16 protein-coding genes and 1 pseudogene are annotated in these 19,237 nt (G+C 74.7%); 10 read left to right on the forward strand and 7 right to left on the reverse strand.

What is annotated here, in order from left to right:
• The first annotated feature begins 7 nt into the window (after positions 1–7).
• Positions 8–772: a bestrophin-like domain gene (locus AQJ30_RS13600; RefSeq protein WP_079084010.1), complete on the forward strand. Its 765-nt coding sequence runs from the start codon at positions 8–10 to the stop codon at positions 770–772.
• A 138-nt stretch (positions 773–910) separates the two neighbouring features.
• Here AQJ30_RS13600 and AQJ30_RS37855 read toward each other — a convergent pair whose 3' ends face one another.
• On the reverse strand, positions 911–1,543 hold the full coding sequence (locus AQJ30_RS37855; protein WP_169808474.1) for a hypothetical protein: 633 nt from the start codon (positions 1,541–1,543) through the stop codon (positions 911–913).
• Between the two features lie 333 nt (positions 1,544–1,876).
• On the opposite strand from AQJ30_RS37855, the gene AQJ30_RS13610 reads away from it, so the two are divergent.
• On the forward strand, positions 1,877–2,551 hold the full coding sequence (locus AQJ30_RS13610) for a class F sortase (RefSeq protein WP_067233148.1): 675 nt from the start codon (positions 1,877–1,879) through the stop codon (positions 2,549–2,551).
• 29 nt (positions 2,552–2,580) lie between these two features.
• Here the strand turns inward: AQJ30_RS13610 and AQJ30_RS13615 are convergent, their stop codons facing one another.
• Positions 2,581–3,423: a polysaccharide deacetylase family protein gene (locus AQJ30_RS13615; protein WP_211278976.1), complete on the reverse strand. Its 843-nt coding sequence runs from the start codon at positions 3,421–3,423 to the stop codon at positions 2,581–2,583.
• A 144-nt stretch (positions 3,424–3,567) separates the two neighbouring features.
• On the reverse strand, positions 3,568–6,864 hold the full coding sequence (lysX, locus tag AQJ30_RS13620; protein ID WP_079084011.1) for a bifunctional lysylphosphatidylglycerol synthetase/lysine--tRNA ligase LysX: 3,297 nt from the start codon (positions 6,862–6,864) through the stop codon (positions 3,568–3,570).
• A gap of 63 nt (positions 6,865–6,927) precedes the next feature.
• Between lysX and AQJ30_RS13625 the strand changes: the two genes are divergently transcribed.
• Entirely contained in the window at positions 6,928–7,401 is a 474-nt protein-coding gene (locus AQJ30_RS13625; RefSeq protein ID WP_067233150.1) for a universal stress protein, read from the forward strand.
• Positions 7,402–7,597: 196 nt separating this feature from the next.
• Here the strand turns inward: AQJ30_RS13625 and AQJ30_RS13630 are convergent, their stop codons facing one another.
• Positions 7,598–8,734 carry a CapA family protein gene (locus AQJ30_RS13630; RefSeq protein ID WP_067233579.1) on the reverse strand — a complete coding sequence of 379 codons (1,137 nt, stop codon included), beginning with the start codon at positions 8,732–8,734 and terminating at the stop codon, positions 7,598–7,600.
• 269 nt (positions 8,735–9,003) lie between these two features.
• Here AQJ30_RS13630 and AQJ30_RS13635 point away from each other — a divergent pair, with 269 nt between their 5' ends.
• The 6 genes and pseudogenes from AQJ30_RS13635 to AQJ30_RS13660 all read left to right on the forward strand — a co-directional run bounded on the left by AQJ30_RS13635 (position 9,004) and on the right by AQJ30_RS13660 (position 13,469).
• A complete protein-coding gene (locus AQJ30_RS13635; RefSeq protein ID WP_067233152.1) occupies positions 9,004–9,555 on the forward strand; it encodes a sigma-70 family RNA polymerase sigma factor in 552 nt (183 codons plus the stop codon).
• Positions 9,556–9,691: 136 nt separating this feature from the next.
• On the forward strand, positions 9,692–10,207 hold the full coding sequence (locus AQJ30_RS13640; protein WP_067233153.1) for a hypothetical protein: 516 nt from the start codon (positions 9,692–9,694) through the stop codon (positions 10,205–10,207).
• Positions 10,208–10,356: 149 nt separating this feature from the next.
• Positions 10,357–11,007 (forward strand): zf-HC2 domain-containing protein, encoded by a 651-nt coding sequence (locus AQJ30_RS13645; protein WP_067233155.1) that lies wholly within the window; start codon positions 10,357–10,359, stop codon positions 11,005–11,007.
• Between the two features lie 92 nt (positions 11,008–11,099).
• Entirely contained in the window at positions 11,100–11,492 is a 393-nt protein-coding gene (locus tag AQJ30_RS13650; RefSeq protein WP_079084012.1) for a hypothetical protein, read from the forward strand.
• Positions 11,489–11,893, forward strand: a pseudogene (locus AQJ30_RS40105) (caspase family protein); the annotation flags it as partial. The gene AQJ30_RS13650 and the pseudogene AQJ30_RS40105, both read left to right, overlap by 4 nt.
• Positions 11,894–11,915: 22 nt before the next feature.
• The gene (locus tag AQJ30_RS13660) at positions 11,916–13,469 is read left to right on the forward strand and encodes a hypothetical protein (protein WP_067233158.1); all 1,554 of its coding nucleotides are present in this window, start codon (positions 11,916–11,918) and stop codon (positions 13,467–13,469) included.
• A 15-nt stretch (positions 13,470–13,484) separates the two neighbouring features.
• Here AQJ30_RS13660 and AQJ30_RS13665 read toward each other — a convergent pair whose 3' ends face one another.
• From AQJ30_RS13665 to AQJ30_RS13675, 3 genes are read right to left on the reverse strand one after another with little or no spacing between them, the layout of a single operon-like run.
• On the reverse strand, positions 13,485–14,348 hold the full coding sequence (locus tag AQJ30_RS13665) for an Fpg/Nei family DNA glycosylase (protein ID WP_067233159.1): 864 nt from the start codon (positions 14,346–14,348) through the stop codon (positions 13,485–13,487).
• A 53-nt stretch (positions 14,349–14,401) separates the two neighbouring features.
• Positions 14,402–16,501 carry a SpoIIE family protein phosphatase gene (locus AQJ30_RS13670; RefSeq protein ID WP_067233161.1) on the reverse strand — a complete coding sequence of 700 codons (2,100 nt, stop codon included), beginning with the start codon at positions 16,499–16,501 and terminating at the stop codon, positions 14,402–14,404.
• A gap of 60 nt (positions 16,502–16,561) precedes the next feature.
• Positions 16,562–17,656: a DUF6777 domain-containing protein gene (locus AQJ30_RS13675; protein WP_067233162.1), complete on the reverse strand. Its 1,095-nt coding sequence runs from the start codon at positions 17,654–17,656 to the stop codon at positions 16,562–16,564.
• A gap of 159 nt (positions 17,657–17,815) precedes the next feature.
• Here AQJ30_RS13675 and AQJ30_RS13680 point away from each other — a divergent pair, with 159 nt between their 5' ends.
• Positions 17,816–19,237 carry a lipase maturation factor family protein gene (locus AQJ30_RS13680; protein WP_067233164.1) on the forward strand — a complete coding sequence of 474 codons (1,422 nt, stop codon included), beginning with the start codon at positions 17,816–17,818 and terminating at the stop codon, positions 19,235–19,237.

Here is a 19,237-nt window from a genome sequence, read left to right on the forward strand (position 1 = left end):
GTACCTCTTGCCGGAATGGCTTGTTCTCACCCTCGCGATGGTCGCCGCCTGCGCGGTGGTCGTCATCATCACCCTCCTGCGCCACCGCACGGCGCGGGTGGACGAGGACCCCACCGAAACCCCGGACGTCATCGAGTACATGACGATGTGGATCGGCGTCGTCTACGCCATCGTGCTGGGCCTGGCCATCGCGGGCGTGTGGGAGGCGCGCGGCGCCGCCGAGGACCACGTCCAGGCCGAGGCCCAGGCCCTGCACGAGGTCTCGGAACGGGCGCGGGTGTACCCGGCCGACGTGCGTGACCGCATTCGGGAGGATGTCAACGCCTATGTCGGACAGGTCGTCACCGTCGAGTGGAAGCGCATGGCCGACCACGGCGAACTGACCCCGCGCGGCGACCGGCTGCTGGAGCGCCTGCGCGCCGACGTCACCGACTACCAGCCCCGCAACGACTTCGAGGCGCAGGCCTACCAGCCGCTCGTCGACCAGGTGGCCACGGTCGACCAGGCCCGCGCCGCCCGCGCGAACTCCACGGACCCGACCATGCCGGGTGTGGTGTGGTTCGGGCTGATCACCGGCGCGGTCATCACCATCGGCATGATCTTCGCCCTGCAGATCCGCCGGACGCCCCGGGAGCTGATCCTCGCCGGGCTGTTCTCCGCGCTGATCGCGTTCCTGCTGTTCCTCATCTGGGACTTCGACGCGCCCTACAGCCGGGGCATCGCGGCGTCGGCGGAGCCGTTCCTGCAACTGTTCCCGCACGCCAAGGGCTGAGCGGGACGGCGCCCCGGGAGGGCTCGACCGGCTCCCGGACGGACTTCGACCCGGGCACCCTCGCGGGGTGCCCGGGTCGAAGTCCGTTGGACGTGCGAACAGATGACGGGACGCGTGGGCCGTGCGGACGGCCCGTGGTCAGGCGCGGCGCTCGGCGCGGCGGCGCATCCAGAACACCGCGCCGCCGACCAGGGCGGCCGCGACGAGCCCGCCGCCGATGGCCATGTCGGTGGGCGTGGCCCCGCTGGAGCTGCTGCCGCCGAGGCCGCCGCGCACCCCGCCGATCACGGTGAAGGCGGCCGGGCGGGTCAGCGAACCCGTGCCGGTGCAGGTGACGGTGATGTCGTAGGGGCCCGGACGGGCGTTGCTGTTGACCGTGGCGGTGCCCTTGGCGGTGCGGTTGGCGCCGTTGATCGGGGTCAGCGTGGTCGTGGGGAAGGCGGCGGACGTCATGGTGCCGCCCCGGGGGCAGTTGTCGACGGTGACCGTCAACTGGCCGCCGCGGGCGATGACGCTGGGCAGGGCGACGATGTTGCTCGGGGAGAGGTTGCTCTGCCCGCCGCCCATGCCACCACCAGGGCCACCACCCATGCCACCACCAGGGCCACCGCCCATGCCACCACCAGGGCCTCCGCCCATGCCACCACCAGGACCTCCGGCCGTGCCGCCGCCGGGACCACCGCCCATGCCGTCGGCGACGGCGACGGGGGCGGCAAGCCCGAGGACGGCGACCGCGACGGCCGAGGCGGCCAGGATGCGAGGGTTGCGCATGTGATCCTCCGCGGGAGGCGCCCCGGGGCCCGTCCCCGGTCTGTCGGCGAGGAAGCACCTCCCGGACCGACCCTCGGCCGCCGTGCACGGGCCCGCATGTCGGCGCTGGTCCGTCCTGGTGAGGCAACACGCCGACCGATCACCACACCGTCGGACATCGCCCCAGGTCACGGACCGTCAGAAATATTCTCCGCGCGGCAACTCGGATGGCGCACCGCTCCGCGTGCGGGCCACCCGTTCGCCGTCGTGCCGTCGCCGCGCGCGGGCACGGCGCTTAGCGTGCTGGTACGCGCGCAAGGACGGGGCGACGGCCGCGTCGAAAGGGGATGGCGAATGCCCGGTTACGAGCTGTCCGGAATGCCGGAAGAGGAGGAGCGCCCGAGGAGGCGTGCCCCCTGGGGCGTGATAGCGCTCGTCCTGCTGACCGGCCTCGCGCTCATCCGCAACGGTTCCGGGGAGTTCGACGTCGGCCCTCCGCAGCCCGCCCCGGCGGCGGCCGCGGACAGCCGCACCGCCCCGGGCGCCGCCTTCGGGCAGGCCCCGGCCGCCCTGCCGTTCGCGCTGGTGGACCGGATCCGGATCCCCGCGATCCAGGTGGACGCGCCCGTCATGCCGGTCGGTCTGGACGCCGACGGCTGGGTCGGCGCGCCGCCGCCCGAGGACCCCAACCTGGCGGGCTGGTTCACCGGCGCGGTCTCGCCCGGCGAGAAGGGGACGGCGGTCGTCGTCGGCCACGTCGACAACACGCAGGGCCCGGCCGTGTTCTACGGTCTCGGGGCCCTGAAGAAGGGGAACCGCGTCGAGGTCGCCCGCCAGGACGGCACGACGGCCGTCTTCGAGATCTACGGCGTCGAGGTCTTCGCGAAGGACGACTTCCCCGGCGACCGCGTCTACGCCTCCAAGGGGGACCCGGAGTTGCGGGTCATCACCTGCGGCGGCGGCTTCAGCAAGCAGAACGGGTACGACGGGAACGTGGTCGTCTTCGCGCGTCTGGTCGAGGTCCGCTGAGCGGACCCCGACCAGGGGGACGGTGTGCGCTAGGCGTACTGCCGGCGCGGCACGGTGATGTGGTAGCCGGAGTCCAGCAGGCGCGGCAGGTAGCGGCGCAGCGCCTGGACGCTCTGGGAGCGGTCGCCCCCGGCGTCGTGGGAGAGCACCACGACGCCGGGGGCGGCGCCGCGTTCGACCCGTTTCACGATGGCGCCGGTGCCCGGGGTGGTCCAGTCGAGGGTGTCGACGGTCCAGGCGAGCGGGTCCATGCCCATGTCGGCGCCGAGTTGGAAGGCGGTGCGGTTCCAGGCGCCGTAGGGCGCGCGGAACCACTCGGGCCGCTCGCCGTAGGCGTCCTCGATCACGTCGGAGGTGCGTTCCATCTCCGAACGGATCGCGCTGCGGCCGAGCGTGGTCAGCAGGGGGTGGGACCAGGTGTGGTTGCCGACGACGTGGCCCTCGTCGGCCATCCGCGCCAGCAGGTGGGGGCTGTAGGACGCCATCTCGCCGCACACGAAGAACATGGCGCGCACCTCGTACTCGGCCAGCGTGTCCAGGATGCCCGGGGTCCAGCGGGGGTCGGGGCCGTCGTCGAAGGTCAGCACCAGGGTGCGGCCGTGGCCGTCGACGCGGAGCAGCGGCTCGTGGCGCAGCGGCGTGCGGTGCGGCGCGGCGCGCGGCGGGCCGTACCCGGCGAGGGGCTGCAGGCGGTAGGCGGAAGGCTTCATCGGGAGGCGGTGGGCCGGGGCGCCCGCGGCCGGGGCGGCGGGGCCGGCGGAGGACCCGCCGGTGGGGCGGGCGAGCAGACCGGCGGTCCCGGCCGCCGCGCCCAGCGCGCCGGCTCCGACGAACAACAGGCCGCGCCGGGTGAACAACTGATCCTTCTTCATGTGTCATCAGTCGCCCGCCGACGCCCCGCCGCACCCCCACGACACCTCAGCAGCGGCACGATTCCACCCGCCCGGCGCACCTCCGGTCGCGGCGGCCCGCGTGCGGGGCGAAGCTCCTCGCGGGCCGGTGCGCGCGGGCGTTGGTCAGCGGCGGCGGACGAGCGGGAACGGCAGCGTCTCACGGATGGTCAGGCCCGTGAGGAACATGACCAGTCGGTCGACGCCGATGCCCAGGCCGCCGGTCGGGGGCATGGCGTACTCGAGCGCGTCGAGGAAGTCCTCGTCGAGTTCCATCGCCTCGGGGTCTCCCCCGGCGGCGAGCAGCGACTGCGCGGTGAGCCGGCGGCGCTGCTCGACCGGGTCGGTCAGTTCCGAGTAGGCGGTGCCGAGTTCGGTGCCGAAGGCGACGAGGTCCCAGCGCTCGGCGAGCCGCGGATCGGTGCGGTGCTGCCGGGTCAGCGGGGAGACGTCGGTGGGGAAGTCCTTGTAGAAGGTGGGCAGCTGGGTGCGTTCCTCGACGAGCCGCTCGTACATCTCCAGGACGACGTCGCCGCGTCCGTCGTCGGCGGTGTACGGCACGCCCGCGCGGTCGCACAGCAGGTGCAGCCGGGCGAGCGGGGTGTCGGCGTCGACCTCCTCGCCCAGCGCCTCGGAGAGGGCCTCGTGGACCGTGCGGACCGGCCAGGTCCCGGAGATGTCGTACTCCTGGCCGCCCTTGCGGACCAGGGGCGTGCCGTGGGCGGCGGTGGCGGCGCCCTGGACCAGTTCGCGGGCGAGGTCGAGCATCACGTCGTAGTCGGCGTGCGCCTGGTAGGCCTCCAGCATCGTGAACTCGGGGTTGTGCTTGTAGGAGACGCCCTCGTTGCGGAAGGTGCGGCCCATCTCGAAGACCTTCTCCAGGCCGCCCACGCACAGCCGCTTGAGGTACAGCTCGGGCGCGATGCGCAGGTAGAGGTCGAGGTCGTAGGCGTTGATGTGGGTGGTGAAGGGGCGGGCGTTGGCGCCGCCGTGGATCTGCTGGAGCATCGGCGTCTCGACCTCGAGGTAGCCGCGGTCCAGCAGCCCCTGGCGCAGGGCCTGTACGGCGGTGGAGCGGGCGCGCACCGTGTCGCGGGCGGCCGGGCTGGAGACGAGGTCGAGGTGGCGCAGGCGGACCCGGGCCTCGGGGTCGGTCAGGCCGCGGCGCTTGTCGGGCAGCGGGCGCAGGCACTTGCCGGTCAGCTGCCAGGACTCCAGGAACACGGTCGGCTCGCCCCGGTCGCTGAGCCCGGCCGTGCCGGTGGCGGTGATGTGGTCGCCGAGGTCGGTGTCGGCGGTGAACCGGCGTAGCGCCCGGGGCGAGGCGTCGCGGGTCAGGGCGAGCTGGTGGTCGCCGGACCAGTCGCGCAGGGTGACGAACACGATGCCGCCGAAGTCCCGTACGCGCAGGACGCGTCCGGCGACGGTGACCCGCTCGCCGGGCGGGACCGCGGCGAGGGCGTGGGTGGGGCGCGGGGCGTCCACCGGGTAGGGGTCGGTGCCGTCGGCGCGCAGCCGCTCCAGGGTGCGGTGCCGGACGCGGACCTGTTCGGGCAGGCCCGCGTCCGGCGTCCGGGTCCCGGCCCCGTCCCCTCCGTCGAGGTCGAGGTCGAGCGCCGCCGGGGACGGCAGTCCCCCGGTGGTCGCCGGCCGGTGCGCCCCGGGGTGCCGCCGGCCCCGGAGGGTGCGCAGGGACGGTACGCGGACGAAGCCCTCGGCGATGCCCGAGGCGAGGCCGACCCGGGCGAGGGCGGCGGCGTCGCCGTAGCACAGGAAGCGCGGGAACCACTCGGGGCGGTACTTGGCGTTGGACCGGTACAGCGCCTCCAGTTGCCACCACCGGGACAGGAACAGCAGCAGCCGGCGCCACAGCCGCAGCACCGGTCCGGCGCCGATGCGCGCGCCCTCCTCGAAGACGGAGCGGAACACGGCGAAGTTGAGCGAGACGCGGCGCACGCCCAGCTTGGGCGCGGCGGCGCACAGGTCGGCGACCATGAACTCCATGACGCCGTTGGGCGCGGAGCGGTCGCGGCGCATCAGGTCCAGGGAGATGCCGTCGCCGCCCCAGGGCACGAAGGAGAGCAGGGCGAGGAGCCTGCCGTCGGCGTCGAGGGCCTCCACGAGCAGGCAGTCGCCGTCGGCGGGGTCGCCGAGCCGGTCCAGGGCCATGGAGAAGCCGCGTTCGGTCTCGGTGTCGCGCCAGGCGTCGGCACGCTCGACGACCTCCTCCATCTCCTGGTCGGTGAGGGTGGCGTGCCGGCGCACCCGGCAGGTCGCGCCGGTGCGGCGGACGCGGTGCACGGCCTGGCGGGTGACGCGCATCTCGCGTCCGGACAGGTCGAAGGAGGCGACCGGCAGGATCGCCTCGTCGCCCAGTTCCAGGGCGCCGAGCCCGGCGCGCGCGTACGCCCGCGCGCCGTCCTCGGAGGCGCCCATCACCGCCGGGACCCAGGCGTGCCGGCGGGCGACGTCCAGCCAGGCGGCGATGGCGTGCGGCCAGGCCTCGCGGTCGCCGACGGGGTCGCCGCTGGCCAGGCAGACGCCCACCTCGACGCGGTAGGTGACGGCGGCCTTGGCGCTGGGTGAGAAGACGACGGCCTTGTCACGCCGGGTGGCGAAGTAGCCGAGGGAGTCCTGCGTGCCGTAGGCCTTCAGCAGGGCGCGGATACGGGTCTCCTCGTCGCCGTGCAGGGCGGCTTCCATGCGCTGGGAGCGGAACAGGGTGGCGGCGGCGTTCAGCAGGGCCAGGGCGCCGAACAGGCCGAGGAAGAAGTACAGGGGCCGGGGCGGGTGCCCGTCGAAGGAGCGCGCGGAGACCAGGCCGCCGAGGACGCGGTTGGCGGCCCACGGCAGCCGCTGGGCGGACGGCAGGGTGCCGGGGAACAGCTCGACCAGGCCCCAGCCGGCCAGGATCGCGAGGCCGAGCCCGGCCAGCAGCACGAGGAGGGCGCGCCGGACGGCGCCGTGCCGGGAGGCGGCGTAGAACTCCGCGCGGGCCACGACCAGCGCGGCCAGGGCGAGCGTGCACACCACCAGCGACGGGACCGACTCCGCGTACAGCCCCACGACCACCCCGAGGACGTCGGTCAGGACCAGCAGGCCCAGGTAGACGACCACCAGCCACCAGGCGACCTTCTTGCGGGCGGCGAGGGCGCCGGCGAGCAGGACGAGGAAGACGGCGTAGGCGAGGTTGGCGCTGACCGGAACGGTCAGCAGGTCGAGGAAGCGGACGACGGGACGCAGCAGGACGCGCAGGGGCGGGACCACGGCCAGCAGGGCGCAGAGCGCGGCCAGGGCGCCGAAGAAGGTGGCGAAGACCTGCGGGACGTGGCCGAGCAGCCGGCGTGCGGGGGCCTGCGGCCCGGCGCCCGGGACGTCGCGGGGCGCGCGCCCGGCCCGGGTGGCCTCGGGGGTGGCGCTCATGTTCCGACTCTAGGAAGGGGAGGGCCGGTTCGCCCGTCGAGAGGTCCGGGATAGCCTCGGACCGTGACGGAACAGCACTCCAGGCAGCCCGCGCAGGGGTTCGAGCGGGGCACGGACGGGCCCAAGGTCATCCTGGTCGGGGTCGACGGGTCGGACACCTCCATGCGGGCCGCGGCCTACGCCGGGGGGCTGGCCCGCCGGCAGAACGCGCTCCTCGCCGTGGTGTACGTGCAGCCGGTGATGGCCGCCGGGGCCGCGCTCGGGGCGCCGGTCGCCGACGCCACCGACGGGATCGCCGAGGACCTGGTGGCCGAGATCCGGGACGCCGCCCGGCGGGTCAGGGGGATATTCGACGTGCGCTGGGAGTTCCACACGTTCCGCGGCGACCCGTACAACGGCCTGGTGAAGGCCGCGGAGGAACTGAAGGCGGACGCGGTGGTCGTGGGCGCGTCCGAGCAGGCCGGGCACCGGCTGATCGGCTCGGTGGCGGTCCGGCTGGTGAAGGCGGGGCGCTGGCCGGTGACCGTGGTGCCGTGACCCGCCGACGGGCGCGACGCGGCGGGCCCGCCGTCCGGGTTCCGCTCGGGCAGGGGCGGGCGCGTCGAGCCCGCCGCGGGTGAGCCCCGTCGTGGCGGGCCGCAACGCCGTTCCCGCACCGCAACGCCGTTCCCGTGCCGCGCCTACGGTGCCGTGCCGTGCCCGCGGTGCCGCGCCGCGCCCCCGTGCCGTGCCGCTACTCCCCCATCACCAGCCCGTCCTTGGCCGCCCCGCGGCTGAGCACGACGTCGCGGATGCGGTCGCGCACGCCGCGCAGTTCGGCGCCCTGGGCGAGCGCGCGGTTGAGGTCGACCACGCGGCCGGCGTCGACGTCGAACAGCTGGGGCACGAACTCGGCCTTCACCACCTCCCAGCGGGCGCCGGGCCGGACGGGCGGGGCGAAGGTGAAGCGGCCCACGGTGGACTGGCGGCCGCGCGGGTCGGTGGCGCCCTGGTCGTTCGTGGTCTCACCGGCGACCTGGTCGCCCGTGCCGTAGACCACCCAGGTGCCGTTGACCTTCTCGTACGCCTGCGGGACGTGGCCGTGGGTGCCGAGGACCAGGTCGATGTCGGGGCGTCCGCCGGAGCGGGACGCGGTGAGGGCGCGGGCGAGGGCGAGTTGCCGCCCGTCGGGGGCGTCCTGCCAGGCGGCGCCCCAGTGCACCGAGACCACGACGACGTCGGCGCCGGCCTTCCGGGCGGCGCGCGCGTCCGCGACGATCCGGTTCTCGTCGGCCAGGGCGACCGTCCAGGGGGCCCCGGGCGGCTGCGGGCGGCCGGTACCGGCGGTGTAGGCCAGGTGGGCGACCTTCGCGCGGCCGGCCCGCAGCAGGGTGATCGCGTTGGCCTCTGCCTCGGTGCGGGCGGTGCCCGCGTGGCGCACGCCGGCGGCGTCGAGCGCGTCGAGGGTGCGGCGCACGCCCGCGGCGCCCTCGTCGAGGCTGTGCTCGGAGGCGGTGGAGCAGCCGTCGTAGCCGGTGGCGGCGAGGGCGCGGGCGATCTCGGGCGGGGACGTGAAGGCGGGGTCACCGTCGGCGCCCCGGACCGGCTCCGTCTGGCACAGGGCGACGTCGGCGCGGGAGACGACCGGCTCGGTCCCGGCGAGCAGGGGGCGGAAGTCGTAGCCGGTGCCGCCGGCGTCGAAGCGGGCGCGGTCGATGACGGAGCTGTGCGGGAGGACGTCGCCGGCGGCGACGAGGGTGAAGCCGCGGGCGGCGGCGGGGGCGGGACGCCCGGGCTCGACCACGGGCGCCCGGTCCTGGGCCCGGCAGGCGGCACCCGCCGCGAGGACGGCCGTCAGGGCGAGGGCCACCTGTCGTCTGCGCGCGATCACCACATCACCCCATCACGGATGGATTGTCATATTTACGCACCCCTCTCTCCTAACGCATGCCCGCCCCCGAACGCCCCCGGCGCTCCCTGCGCGCCCCGACGATGCGCGCGATCGGCGTAGCGGCAGCGCGTCCACGGGCGGGGTGCGCGGGCGGTCGTGCGCCCCGGAGGCGACCGTTCGTCGTGCCGTTCGCCGACGCTTTCGACCGTCCGTCGCAGAGCCGTGCGTGCGGCCTGTCACCCGCGGGCGCCCTGCGGTGCCATACGCCCATGAGCGCCGCGACGACCCTGACGCACCGCCCGACGGCGACCGCCGAGCACGAGCTCGCCGCGCTGCAGCGCGAGCACGGCCGGCCGCTGTTCGCGCTGCTGCTGAGGCTGTGCGACGGCGACCGGCAGCGCGCCGAGGACCTGGTGCAGGAGACCCTGGTGCGGGCCTGGCAGCACCCCGAGGCGCTGCGCGCCGACGCCTTCGACTCCGTACGCCCCTGGCTGATGACCGTCGCCCGGCGGCTCGCCATCGACGCGCGGCGGGCCCGTCAGGCGCGCCCGGCCGAGGTCGGGGACGCGGTGCTGGAGAACGCACCCGTGTGCGCCGACCACGCCGAGCGGGCCGCCGCCGCCCTGGACGTGCGCGAGGCTGTGAAGACTCTCACTCCCGAACACCGTGACGTCCTGGTGCTGGTGTACTTCCAGGGGGCGAGTGTGGCGGAAGCCGCCGCAACCCTGGGCATTCCGCCCGGTACCGTGAAGTCCCGCGCGTACTACGCGCTGCGCGCCCTGCGCCGGCTGCTTCCGGGATACGCGGCCGACCTGCGCTGAAACCAGCGGCCGAGTCAAACCTCCGTAAAGCGCCTTGCCGACGACCCCGGTTGAGTAATCGGCTGTCCTCATCCGTGTTCCGGATGGGGGCCCCGGCACCGGGCGACGCGCACGCACCGGAGGAAGGCAGGAAGGGATGCAGCACAGAGGTCATCAGAGTACGGACGGCACCGACGGCGGCGAACTCACCGTTCCCATGGCCTGGTTGTACGCCGAGTACATCGCCGACGAACTGCTGCGGACCGGCGATCTCATGCCGCCGACGTCCTTCGAGTTCCGCGCCGGGCGCGACGCGCTGGCGCTGACCATCTTCCTGTCCGACGCGGACGGCGAGCTGTCCGGGATCCGGGTGGTGACCCAGCTGGAGACATGGCTGTCGCTGACCGCCTACGACCAGCCGTGGCAGGGCTGGGTGCGCGAGCGGATGGCCCAACTCGCCGCCGCAGAAGCCGAGTCCGGCCGTCCGTCGGTGGACCTGGAGCTGGCCGCGGCGGCCTGGCGCTGGCTGGAGGAGACAGAGCTGCTCGCCCCCGACCTGGACGCGGTGCCCGGCGGCGGCGCGCTGCCCGACGAGGACGAGGGACCGAAGGTCTGGACGCCCGCCTGGCAACTCGGTCTGCCCCTCGGCCACCTCGCGATCCACCTTTTTTAGATCCTCGGGGATCCGCACCAATCCGCGGGGCCGACGGCTCCGAACGTCTCGGGTGATTCTCCGTGCGTCTTGAGTGATTCGGCTGTCTGGTCCGTACCGGTGGGAGCAAGGAGTAACCCCACCCGCACCCAACGGCACGAGGATTCGGCATGAGGTCCCTGGAAAGGCATGCGGACGTCGGCGCGTACGCGCTCGGCGTGCTCGACGAAGCGGCGGCCTTCCGCTTCGAGGACCACCTCATGGAGTGTCCTCGGTGCGCGGCTCAGGTCACCGAGTTCGGCCCCACCACACGCCAGTTGATGCTCTACCGGCGGGCGACGCCGCGGTTCGTGCACCCGTTCGCCGGGCCGGGTCCCCGGCTGCTGGACAGGGTGCTCGGCGAGGTCGCGGCCCGGCAGCGGGCCGGCCGCAGGCGCCTGGTGTTCGCGCTGGCCGCCTCCGTCGCCGTGGCCCTCGGCGGACCCGCCGTCGCGGTCCTCGCGGACGCCGGCGAGCAGGACGTACGCCTCACCGCGACGGACGAGAAGTCGGGGGTGTGGGCGCAGGTCACGACCGAGGACCGGATCTGGGGCACCGACGTGGTGCTCAAGGTCAAGGACGGCGCGGGTCCCCGCGACTGCCGGCTGGTCGTCGTCGGCCACGACGGCTCCGAGCAGACCGTCACCAGTTGGGCCGTGCCCGACCACGACGCCCGGCCCAACACCGTGCACGGCGCCGCCGCCCTGCACCCCGGGGACATCGCCCGCTACGAGGTGCGCACCGCCCAGGGCGACCGGCTGGTCACGCTCCAGTCGCGGTAGCCCTCCCCCGGGCGGAAACTGGAGTCGAGGACGCGGAGCCGCCCAGGACCGCTCCGCGCCGCCCCCGCGAGCACCACCGGAGGGGCAGAGCCGTGGACGACCGACTGATGATCCTCGTGTCCGACGACGACGCCGGGGCCGAGCAGGTCGAAGAACTCACCCGGCACCTGCGCGAGGAACTCCTGCAACTCGACGTGGACGACGTCACGTCCGTGCCCGCCGACGACGTGCCCGCCGGGGCCCGGGTCGTGGACCCCGCGACGGTCGGCTCCCTGCTGGTGACCCTCGGCACCTCGGTCGGCGCCCTCGACCAGGTGGTCACGGTGGTGCGCCGCTGGCTCGGCCGCTGCCGTGACACCCGGCCCTCGCTGCGGCTGCGCCTGGACGAGGACGAGCTGGAGATCTCGAAGGCGACCGACGACCAGGTGGCGCTGGCGTTCGACCTGTTCGTCCGGCGGCACGCGGCTGCGGCGGCCCCGCCATGAGCGGCTCGCGGCACGCGCTGATCGTCGCGAACGCCGACTACGACGACCCGGGCCTGAAGGAGCTCGCCTCCCCCGCCTCCGACGCCTCGGCACTCGCGCAGGTGCTCGGGGACCCCCAGATCGGCGACTTCGAGGTCGAGGTCGTCGCCGACGAGCCGTCCCACGTGATCCTGCGCCGCATCGAGGGCTTCTTCACCGACCGCCGCCGCGACGACACGCTGGTGCTGCACTTCTCCTGCCACGGCCTCAAGAGCGAGTCGGGCGAGCTGTACCTCGCCGCCCGCGACACCGAGCCCCGCTACCTGGACGCCACCGCCGTCCCTTCGTACTTCGTGCGCCGGTGCATGTCCCGCACCCGGGCCGGCAGCACCGTGCTCTTCCTCGACTGCTGCTACGGCGGCGCCTTCCAAGGGCTCGGCGGCCGTGCGCGCCGCCGGGGACGCGAACGTCCTGGACAACTTCACGGCCGAGAAGCCGCCCCGGGGCCGGGGCTGGGCCGTCATCACCGCGTCCACCGCCATGCAGTACGCCATGGAGGGCGGCCGGCTCACCGAGGGCGCCGGTCCGCCCCCGTCGGTGTTCACCCATGCGGTGGTCGAGGGCCTCCAGACCGGCGACGCCGACCTGGACGCGGACGGCGAGGTGTCCCTCGACGACCTGTACGACTACCTCTACGAGCACGTCCGCGAACAGAACCCGAACCAGACGCCGAGCAAGACCGTCGAGATGCAGGGCGGCCTCCAGCTGGCGCACAGCCGGCACCGCCGGATCAGGGTCGAACCGGCCGACATCCGGCCCGAGATGCGCTCCGCCGTGCAGAGCCGCAACACCTTCACCCGGCTGGGCGCCGTGCGCGCCCTGCGCGACCAGCTGGCCGACGACCGCCTGCCGGTCGCCGAGGGTGCCCGGCGGGCGCTGGAGGAGATGGCGCGGGGCGACGTCGAGGACGTCGCCCGCGACGCCGAGGAGGCCCTGACTGCGGTCCGGCTGCGGCCGTCCGCGACCCGGCTGGACTTCGGCCGGGTCGAGCGGGACTCCACCGTGCCGCACCGGACGGTCACCCTGGAGGGCGTCCCGCTGGCCCGCTGCTGCCTGGCCCACGCCACGGCCCCCTGGCTGCGGGTCGCGCAGGACGACGACGCCCTGGACGTCGGCGTCGACCCGGCCACGGTCGGCCACCTGAGCGGGGACGTCGTCCTCAAGGGGGTCGCCGACGACGCGGTGGTCACCGTGGAGGTCGACGTGCGCGTGCCGGACCGGCCGCCCGTGGACGCGCCGCCCGGCCCGGCCGGTGCGGAGGCGGGGACCGTACCGGACGGGCGGACGCCGGACACGCCCACCGCCGTGACCCCCGTGCCTCCCCCGTCCGACCGTGTGGTGATCCGCCCGCAGGAGCCGCCCGGTGAGCCGCCGCCGGTGATCACCCACGACGCCGAGCAGGACGCGCCCCCGGTGACCGTCCCGCGACCGCCGCCGTCCCCGCCTGCGTTCGTCCCGCGCCAGGAACAGGCGACGGTCCTCGCCGACCGGCCGCCGCGGACCGCCGAGCACCCGAGCGGGGCGCACCGGTTCCCGCCGCCCGCGGTACGGCCCACACGGGCCCGGGGCGGACCCGTGGCCGCGGTCGCGGCGCTGGGGTGCGCGGGGGCGTCGGTGGTGCTGTGCGTGCTGGTGGCGGTGACCGGACAGCAGGCGGTACGGGGCGACAGGGATGACGGGAATGCGCGGGACATCGAGGACTGGGTCCGCAGCACCGGTGCCTTCGGCTTCCTGGTGGCCTGCCTGTCGACGGCGGCCGCCGCCCTCCTCCTCGCCGGCCTGGCCCGCTACGTCGTCGAGGCGCACCGCGACCGGTACACCGACGGCGCACGCAGCGCGACCGGGACGCTGACGTCGACCGCGCGGCTCTTCGCGGTCCCGGTGCTGGTGCTCGCCGCCCTGGCGGGGCTGGCCTACCTCGTGGGCAGCCGGATCTGACGACTCCCCCGCGCGCTATTTCAGCAACCGCGACAACCGCCGGTCCGCCAGCGGCTTCCCGCCCGTCTGGCACGTCGGGCAGTACTGGAGGGAGGAGTCCGCGAAGGAGACCTCCCGGATGGTGTCGCCGCACACCGGGCAGGGCTCCCCGGTGCGGCCGTGCACGCGCAGGCCGCTCTTCTTCTCCGCCTTCAGCCGGCCCGCCGCCACGCCCCGGGAGCGCTCGACGGCCCCGGTGAGCGTGGTGCGCAGCGCCTCGTAGAGGACGTGGGTCTCCTCCGGGGTGAGCGAGGCGGCCAGCTTGAACGGTGACATCCGGGCGGCGTGCAGGATCTCGTCGCTGTAGGCGTTGCCGACGCCCGCGAGGAGGCTCTGGTCGCGCAGCGCGCCCTTGAGCTGACGCCGCTCGCCCGAGAGCAGCGCGGCGAGGCGTGCCTCGTCGAAGTCGTCGGCCAGCGGGTCGGGGCCGAGCCGGGCGACGCCCGGGACCTCGCCCGGGTCGCGGACGACGTAGACGGCGAGCCGCTTTTGGGTGCCGGCCTCGGTGAGCTCGAAGCCCGCGCCGGTCTCCAGGGCGACCCGCAGGGCGAGCGGGCCCTTGCCCGGGCGGGGCACGCCGTCCGGGAGGCGGTCCCTCCAGTGCAGCCAGCCGCCGCGGGCCAGGTGGGTGACGAGCCGCGGGCCGTCCTGCGTGCGCAGGTCGAGGAACTTGCCGTGGCGGAGCACCTCGACGACCTCGTGGCCCTCCAGGGCGGTGACGGGCGGGTCGTACGTCTTCAGGACGCTGATGGCGACGGGCAGGACCCGTACGATCTCGTGGCCGACGAGGTGCTCGGTGAGGAAGTCCCTGAGCGCCTCGACCTCGGGCAGTTCCGGCATAGGTCCAGGGTGCCACCCGCGTGCGGGTCCGGCCCGGTGCCCGGGCGGGGGGGTCAGCGGGCGCCGGGGTCGCGTTCGGGCACGACGAACTCGCACCACACGCACTTGCCGCCGCCGCGCGCCTCCACGCCCCACACGTCGGCCAGCAGGTCGACCAGGAGCAGGCCCCGTCCCGACACGCCCGACTCGCCGGCCTCGCGGCGGCGCGGGAGGGCGCTGGAGGAGTCCTCGACCTCGACGCGCAGTCGGCGGTCGGCGGCGTTGAGCACCCGCAGGGTGACGATCGCGGCGCCCTCGGTGTGCATGAGGGCGTTGGTGACGAGTTCGTCGGCGACCAGTTCGATCTCGTCGGCGCGCTCGCGGGCGCCCCACGCGCGCGTGGCGGCGCGGATCATGTGCCGGGCGTGGGTCAGCGCTTCCGGGTCGCCGGGCGCCACGTGCTGCTGGAGCCGTCCGCCGGGCTGCGGGGTGTCCTGGCCGCGCCGGCGCAGCAGGAGCAGGGCCACGTCGTCGTCCCCTTCCCGTTCGTCGGCCACCTCGATGAGGCGGTCGGCGAGGTCGCGCACGTCGTCGGGGCCGGTGGCGATGAGCGCGGCCAGGGCCCGCATGCCGTCGTCGAGGTCGGCGCCGGGCTGTTCCACCAGGCCGTCGGTGCACAGCAGCAGGGTGTGGCCGGGGTCGAGTTCGAGGGTGCCGACGGGGTACTCCAGGGTGCCGAACTCCACCGACAGGCCGAGCGGCAGCCCGCCGGGCACGGGGACGCGGCGGCAGCCGCCGTCCGGGGCGCGCACCAGCGGGTCGATGTGGCCGGCCCGCACCACCTGGACGACGCCGGTGGCGAGGTCGGCCTCGGCGTACAGGCAGGTCGCGAAGCGGTCGGTGTCCAGTTCGTGCAGGAAGACCGAGGCGCGGGCCATCACGGTGGCCGGGGTGTGGCCCTCGGCGGCGTAGGCGCGCAGCACGATGCGCAGCTGGCCCATGACGGCGGCGGCGTGCGTGTCGTGGCCCTGGACGTCGCCGATGACGGCGCCGACGCGCCCGCCGGGCAGCGGGATCAGGTCGTACCAGTCGCCGCCGATGTCCCGGCCCGCTGAGCCGCCGATGGTGGCGGCGCGGTAGCGCACGGCGACGTCGGCGCCGGGCACGCTGGGGATGGTGCGCGGCAGCATGGCCTGCTGGAGGCCCTGGGCGATGTCCTGCTCCTCCTCGTAGAACATCGCGCGCTGCAGGCTCTGGGCGATGCTGCTGCCGAGGGCGACGAGGATGTTGCGCTCCTCGGGGGTGAAGCCACTGCGGTCGCTGTAGAGCAGGCCCATGGCGCCGATGGGGCGGGCCTGCACGATGAGCGGCAGGTAGGCCGCCGAGGTGATGGCGAGGTCGGTGAGGTGCGGCCAGAGGATGGGGTAGCCGGCGGCGAACTCCTCGGGTGACTCGATGAACCGGGGGCGCAGGGTGCGCACCACCTCGCTCATCGGGTACGGCTCGTCGATGCGGGTGACCAGGGTGCCGGGCACGAAGCTGCCGGCCGGTCCCTCGGCGACGAGCCGGATCCGGCCGGCCTCGACCAGGCCCATGACCAGGCTGGTCGCGCCGAGGTGGGTGAGGCCGTGGGTGTCCTTGAGGACGTCGATGACGTCCTGGACCGTGCGGGCGTGGGCGAGGGCGGCCGTGGCGAGCTGGACCACGTTGGTCTGCTGGCTGCGGGCGTCGTCGAGGGCGGCCCCCTGGCGGCGGTCGGCGAGGTCGCTGAGCTCCTCGGTGGCGTCGCGGACGATGCCGACGATCCGGCGGGGGCGGCCGGTGTCGTCGCGGCGGATGTAGCCCTGGGTGTGGGTCCAGCGCAGGGAGCCGTCGCGCAGGCGCATGCGGAAGTAGGCGCCGTAGTTCTCGCTGCCGTCCTTGATGGCCTGGGTGACGAGCGCGTCCAGGCGCTGGGCCTCGGCGGGCGGCACGCGCGGGGCCAGGTTCTCGGGGTGGCCGTCGTATTCCTCGGGGCGCAGGTCGAAGATCTCGCGGGCGCGGGCGTCCATGTGGAACAGGCCGCTGTCCAGGTCCCAGTCGAAACTGCCCATGCGGTTGAGCGCCAGGATCGGGTCCGGGTGGGCGGGCCAGTCGTCCGGGAGTGACAGGGCACTCGCTCCCCGATCAGCCATGGAGCCACCTTGCCAGCATTCGTCCGATTCTTCGACCGGTGGGGCGGACGGGCACGGTGGTCAGCCGGGCAGGGCGCCGGCGTACGCGTCCGCCGGGTCGCTGCCGCCGGGCGCGCCGGTGGGGCTCCCGTCCAGGGCGGTGTCCGGGAAGCCGTCCACCAGGTCGTCCGGGACGAGCCCGCCGCCGTCAGGGACGACGGGGACCTCGGGCACCATCACCGGGCCCAAGTCGTCCACGTCGTCCACGAGGCCCGACGGGGCGTCACCGGCCGGGTCCGGCGCGGTCACGGGCAGGTCCGGGGCGGCCGCGACCGGCTGCTCCTGGGGACGTCGGGCCGGGGCGGCGGGGTTCAGCGGCCGGCGGGCGGGCGGGGGCACCGCGCCCGCGCGCGGTTCGGGTGCCGGGGAGGTCACCGCCCAGGCCGGTGCCGGCAGGGCGCGGTCGCGGGAGGCGTCCGGGCCGGGGCCGCGCTCGATCCAGGCGCGGGTGACGACGTCGACGAGCGTGAGGAGGGTGAGCGCACGGGGCGCGGGGGTCACGACGACCACCTGGCCGGGCCGGTAGTCCGGCCACGGCAGGCTGCGCGGGCTCGTCGCCCCGGGCGTGGCCGTGGGCGGGCGCAGCGGGTTGCCACAGGCGCAGCGCAGCCGGGGCACGCCCCGGTCGTCGACGAGGACGGCGGTGCCCGCCTGGAGCACGGCCTGGCGAGCGGTGGCGCGGCCGTCGCGGTAGCCGTGGTCGGTGACGCGGGTGTCGGCGCGCAGCACGACCGGGGTGAGGGCGCGCAGGTGGCCGGGGACCGCGGACGCGGCGACGCCCTCGGCGCGGGCGAAGGCGGCGGCCTTGGCGCGGTCGGCGGTGAGCAGGGCGATCTGGCGTTCGACGTCGCAGCCGGCGACGCCCTGGACGCCGCCGTACAGGCCGGGCGTGCCGCCGGACACCGAGCGCGGTCGGCCGCCCGCCGTGGTGGCGGGTGCCGGGGGCGTGGACGGGACCGTGACCGTGGAGCGGGTGAAGGGGTCGGGGCCCTGGGCCGCGACGGGCTGGAGGACGACGTGCTCCGGCCGGGAGGGGGTGTCACCGCCGCAGCCGGTGAGCAGGAGCGCGCCCGCGAGGGCGCAGGCGAGGACGCACACTCCACGGGGTGGCCGCACGTCGCCCTCCTGCCTCGTACCGGGCCACGCCACGGCGCGGACCACACCTTTCGACCGGTTCGGGATCATTGTCTGCTGTGATGGCCGCGGTTGCGCAAGCGCAGGTCATGGAACACGCCCCGTGACGGACGCAGGCGTCAGGAGAGGAGCGAGGTCCCCGTGGACTGGTTCACCGCACCCGGCTACTGGCTGAGCCGGCTGGTCTTCCAGCGGGCCCTCGCCGGGGTCTACCTGGTCGCCTTCCTCACGGCGGCCCTGCAGTTCCGAGCACTGCTGGGCGAGCGGGGCATGCTGCCCGTCCCGCGGTTCGTGGCCCGGGTGCCGTTCCGGCGGGCGCCGAGCCTGTTCCACTGGCGCTACTCCGACCGGCTGTTCGCGGCCTGCTCCTGGACGGGGTGCGCGGTGTCGGCGGCGCTGCTCGCGGGGGTCGACGGGTACCTGCCGCTGGGGGCGGCGATGGCGCTGTGGCTGGTGCCGTGGGCGCTGTACCTGTCGATCGTGAACGTCGGGCAGACCTGGTACGGCTTCGGCTGGGAGTCGCTGCTGCTGGAGACCGGGTTCCTCGCGGTCTTCCTGGGCAACGACGAGGTGGCGCCGCCGGTCGTGGTGCTCTTCCTGCTGCGCTGGCTGCTGTTCCGGGTGGAGTTCGGGGCGGGACTGATCAAGATGCGGGGGGACGCCTGCTGGCGGAACCTGACGTGTCTGCACCACCACCACGAGACCCAGCCGATGCCGGGCCCGCTGAGCTGGTACTTCCACCACCTGCCGGGACCGCTGCACAAAGTGGAGGTGGCCGCCAACCACCTGACCCAACTGGTCGTGCCCTTCCTGTTGTTCACGCCCCAGCCGGTGGCGACGGCCGCCGCGGCGCTGATGGTCCTCACCCAGCTGTGGCTGGTGCTCAGCGGCAACTTCGCCTGGCTGAACTGGATCACCATCGTGCTCGCCGTGCCCGCCCTGCGGCTCCCCTACGACACCCCGTCCGTACCGGGTGCCCCGCTCTGGTACGAGGTCGTCGTGCTCGTGGTGGCCGCACTGCTGCTGTTCCTCAGCTACCGCCCGGTCGTCAACATGCTCTCCCGCCGCCAGGTGATGAACCGCTCCTTCGACCCGCTCCACCTGGTCAACACCTACGGCGCGTTCGGCAGCGTCAGCCGGGTGCGCCACGAGATCGTCGTCGAGGGCACGCTCGACGAGGTGCCCCGGGAGGACGGGGACTGGCGGGCCTACGAGTTCCGCGGCAAGCCGGGCGACCCGCGGCGCTGGCCGCGCCAGTTCGCGCCGTACCACCTGCGGCTGGACTGGATGATGTGGTTCGCCGCCCTCTCCCCCGGCTACGCCGGGACGTGGTTCGCGGCGCTGGTGGAACGGCTGCTGGAGAACGACCCCGCCACGCTGCGGCTGCTGCGCCGCTCGCCCTTCCCGCCCGACCGGCCGCCGCGCCACGTCCGCGCCCGTCTCTTCCGTTACCGGTACACGACCTGGCGGGAGCTGCGGGAGACGGGCGCGTGCTGGGAGCGCACCTACGTGCGCGAGTACCTGCCGCCGACGCGGCTGACCGCGCCCGTGCGGGAGCCGTAG

It is taken from the genome of Streptomyces longwoodensis (assembly GCF_001514125.1).
In the GTDB taxonomy this organism is placed as follows: Bacteria; Actinomycetota; Actinomycetes; order Streptomycetales; family Streptomycetaceae; genus Streptomyces; species Streptomyces longwoodensis.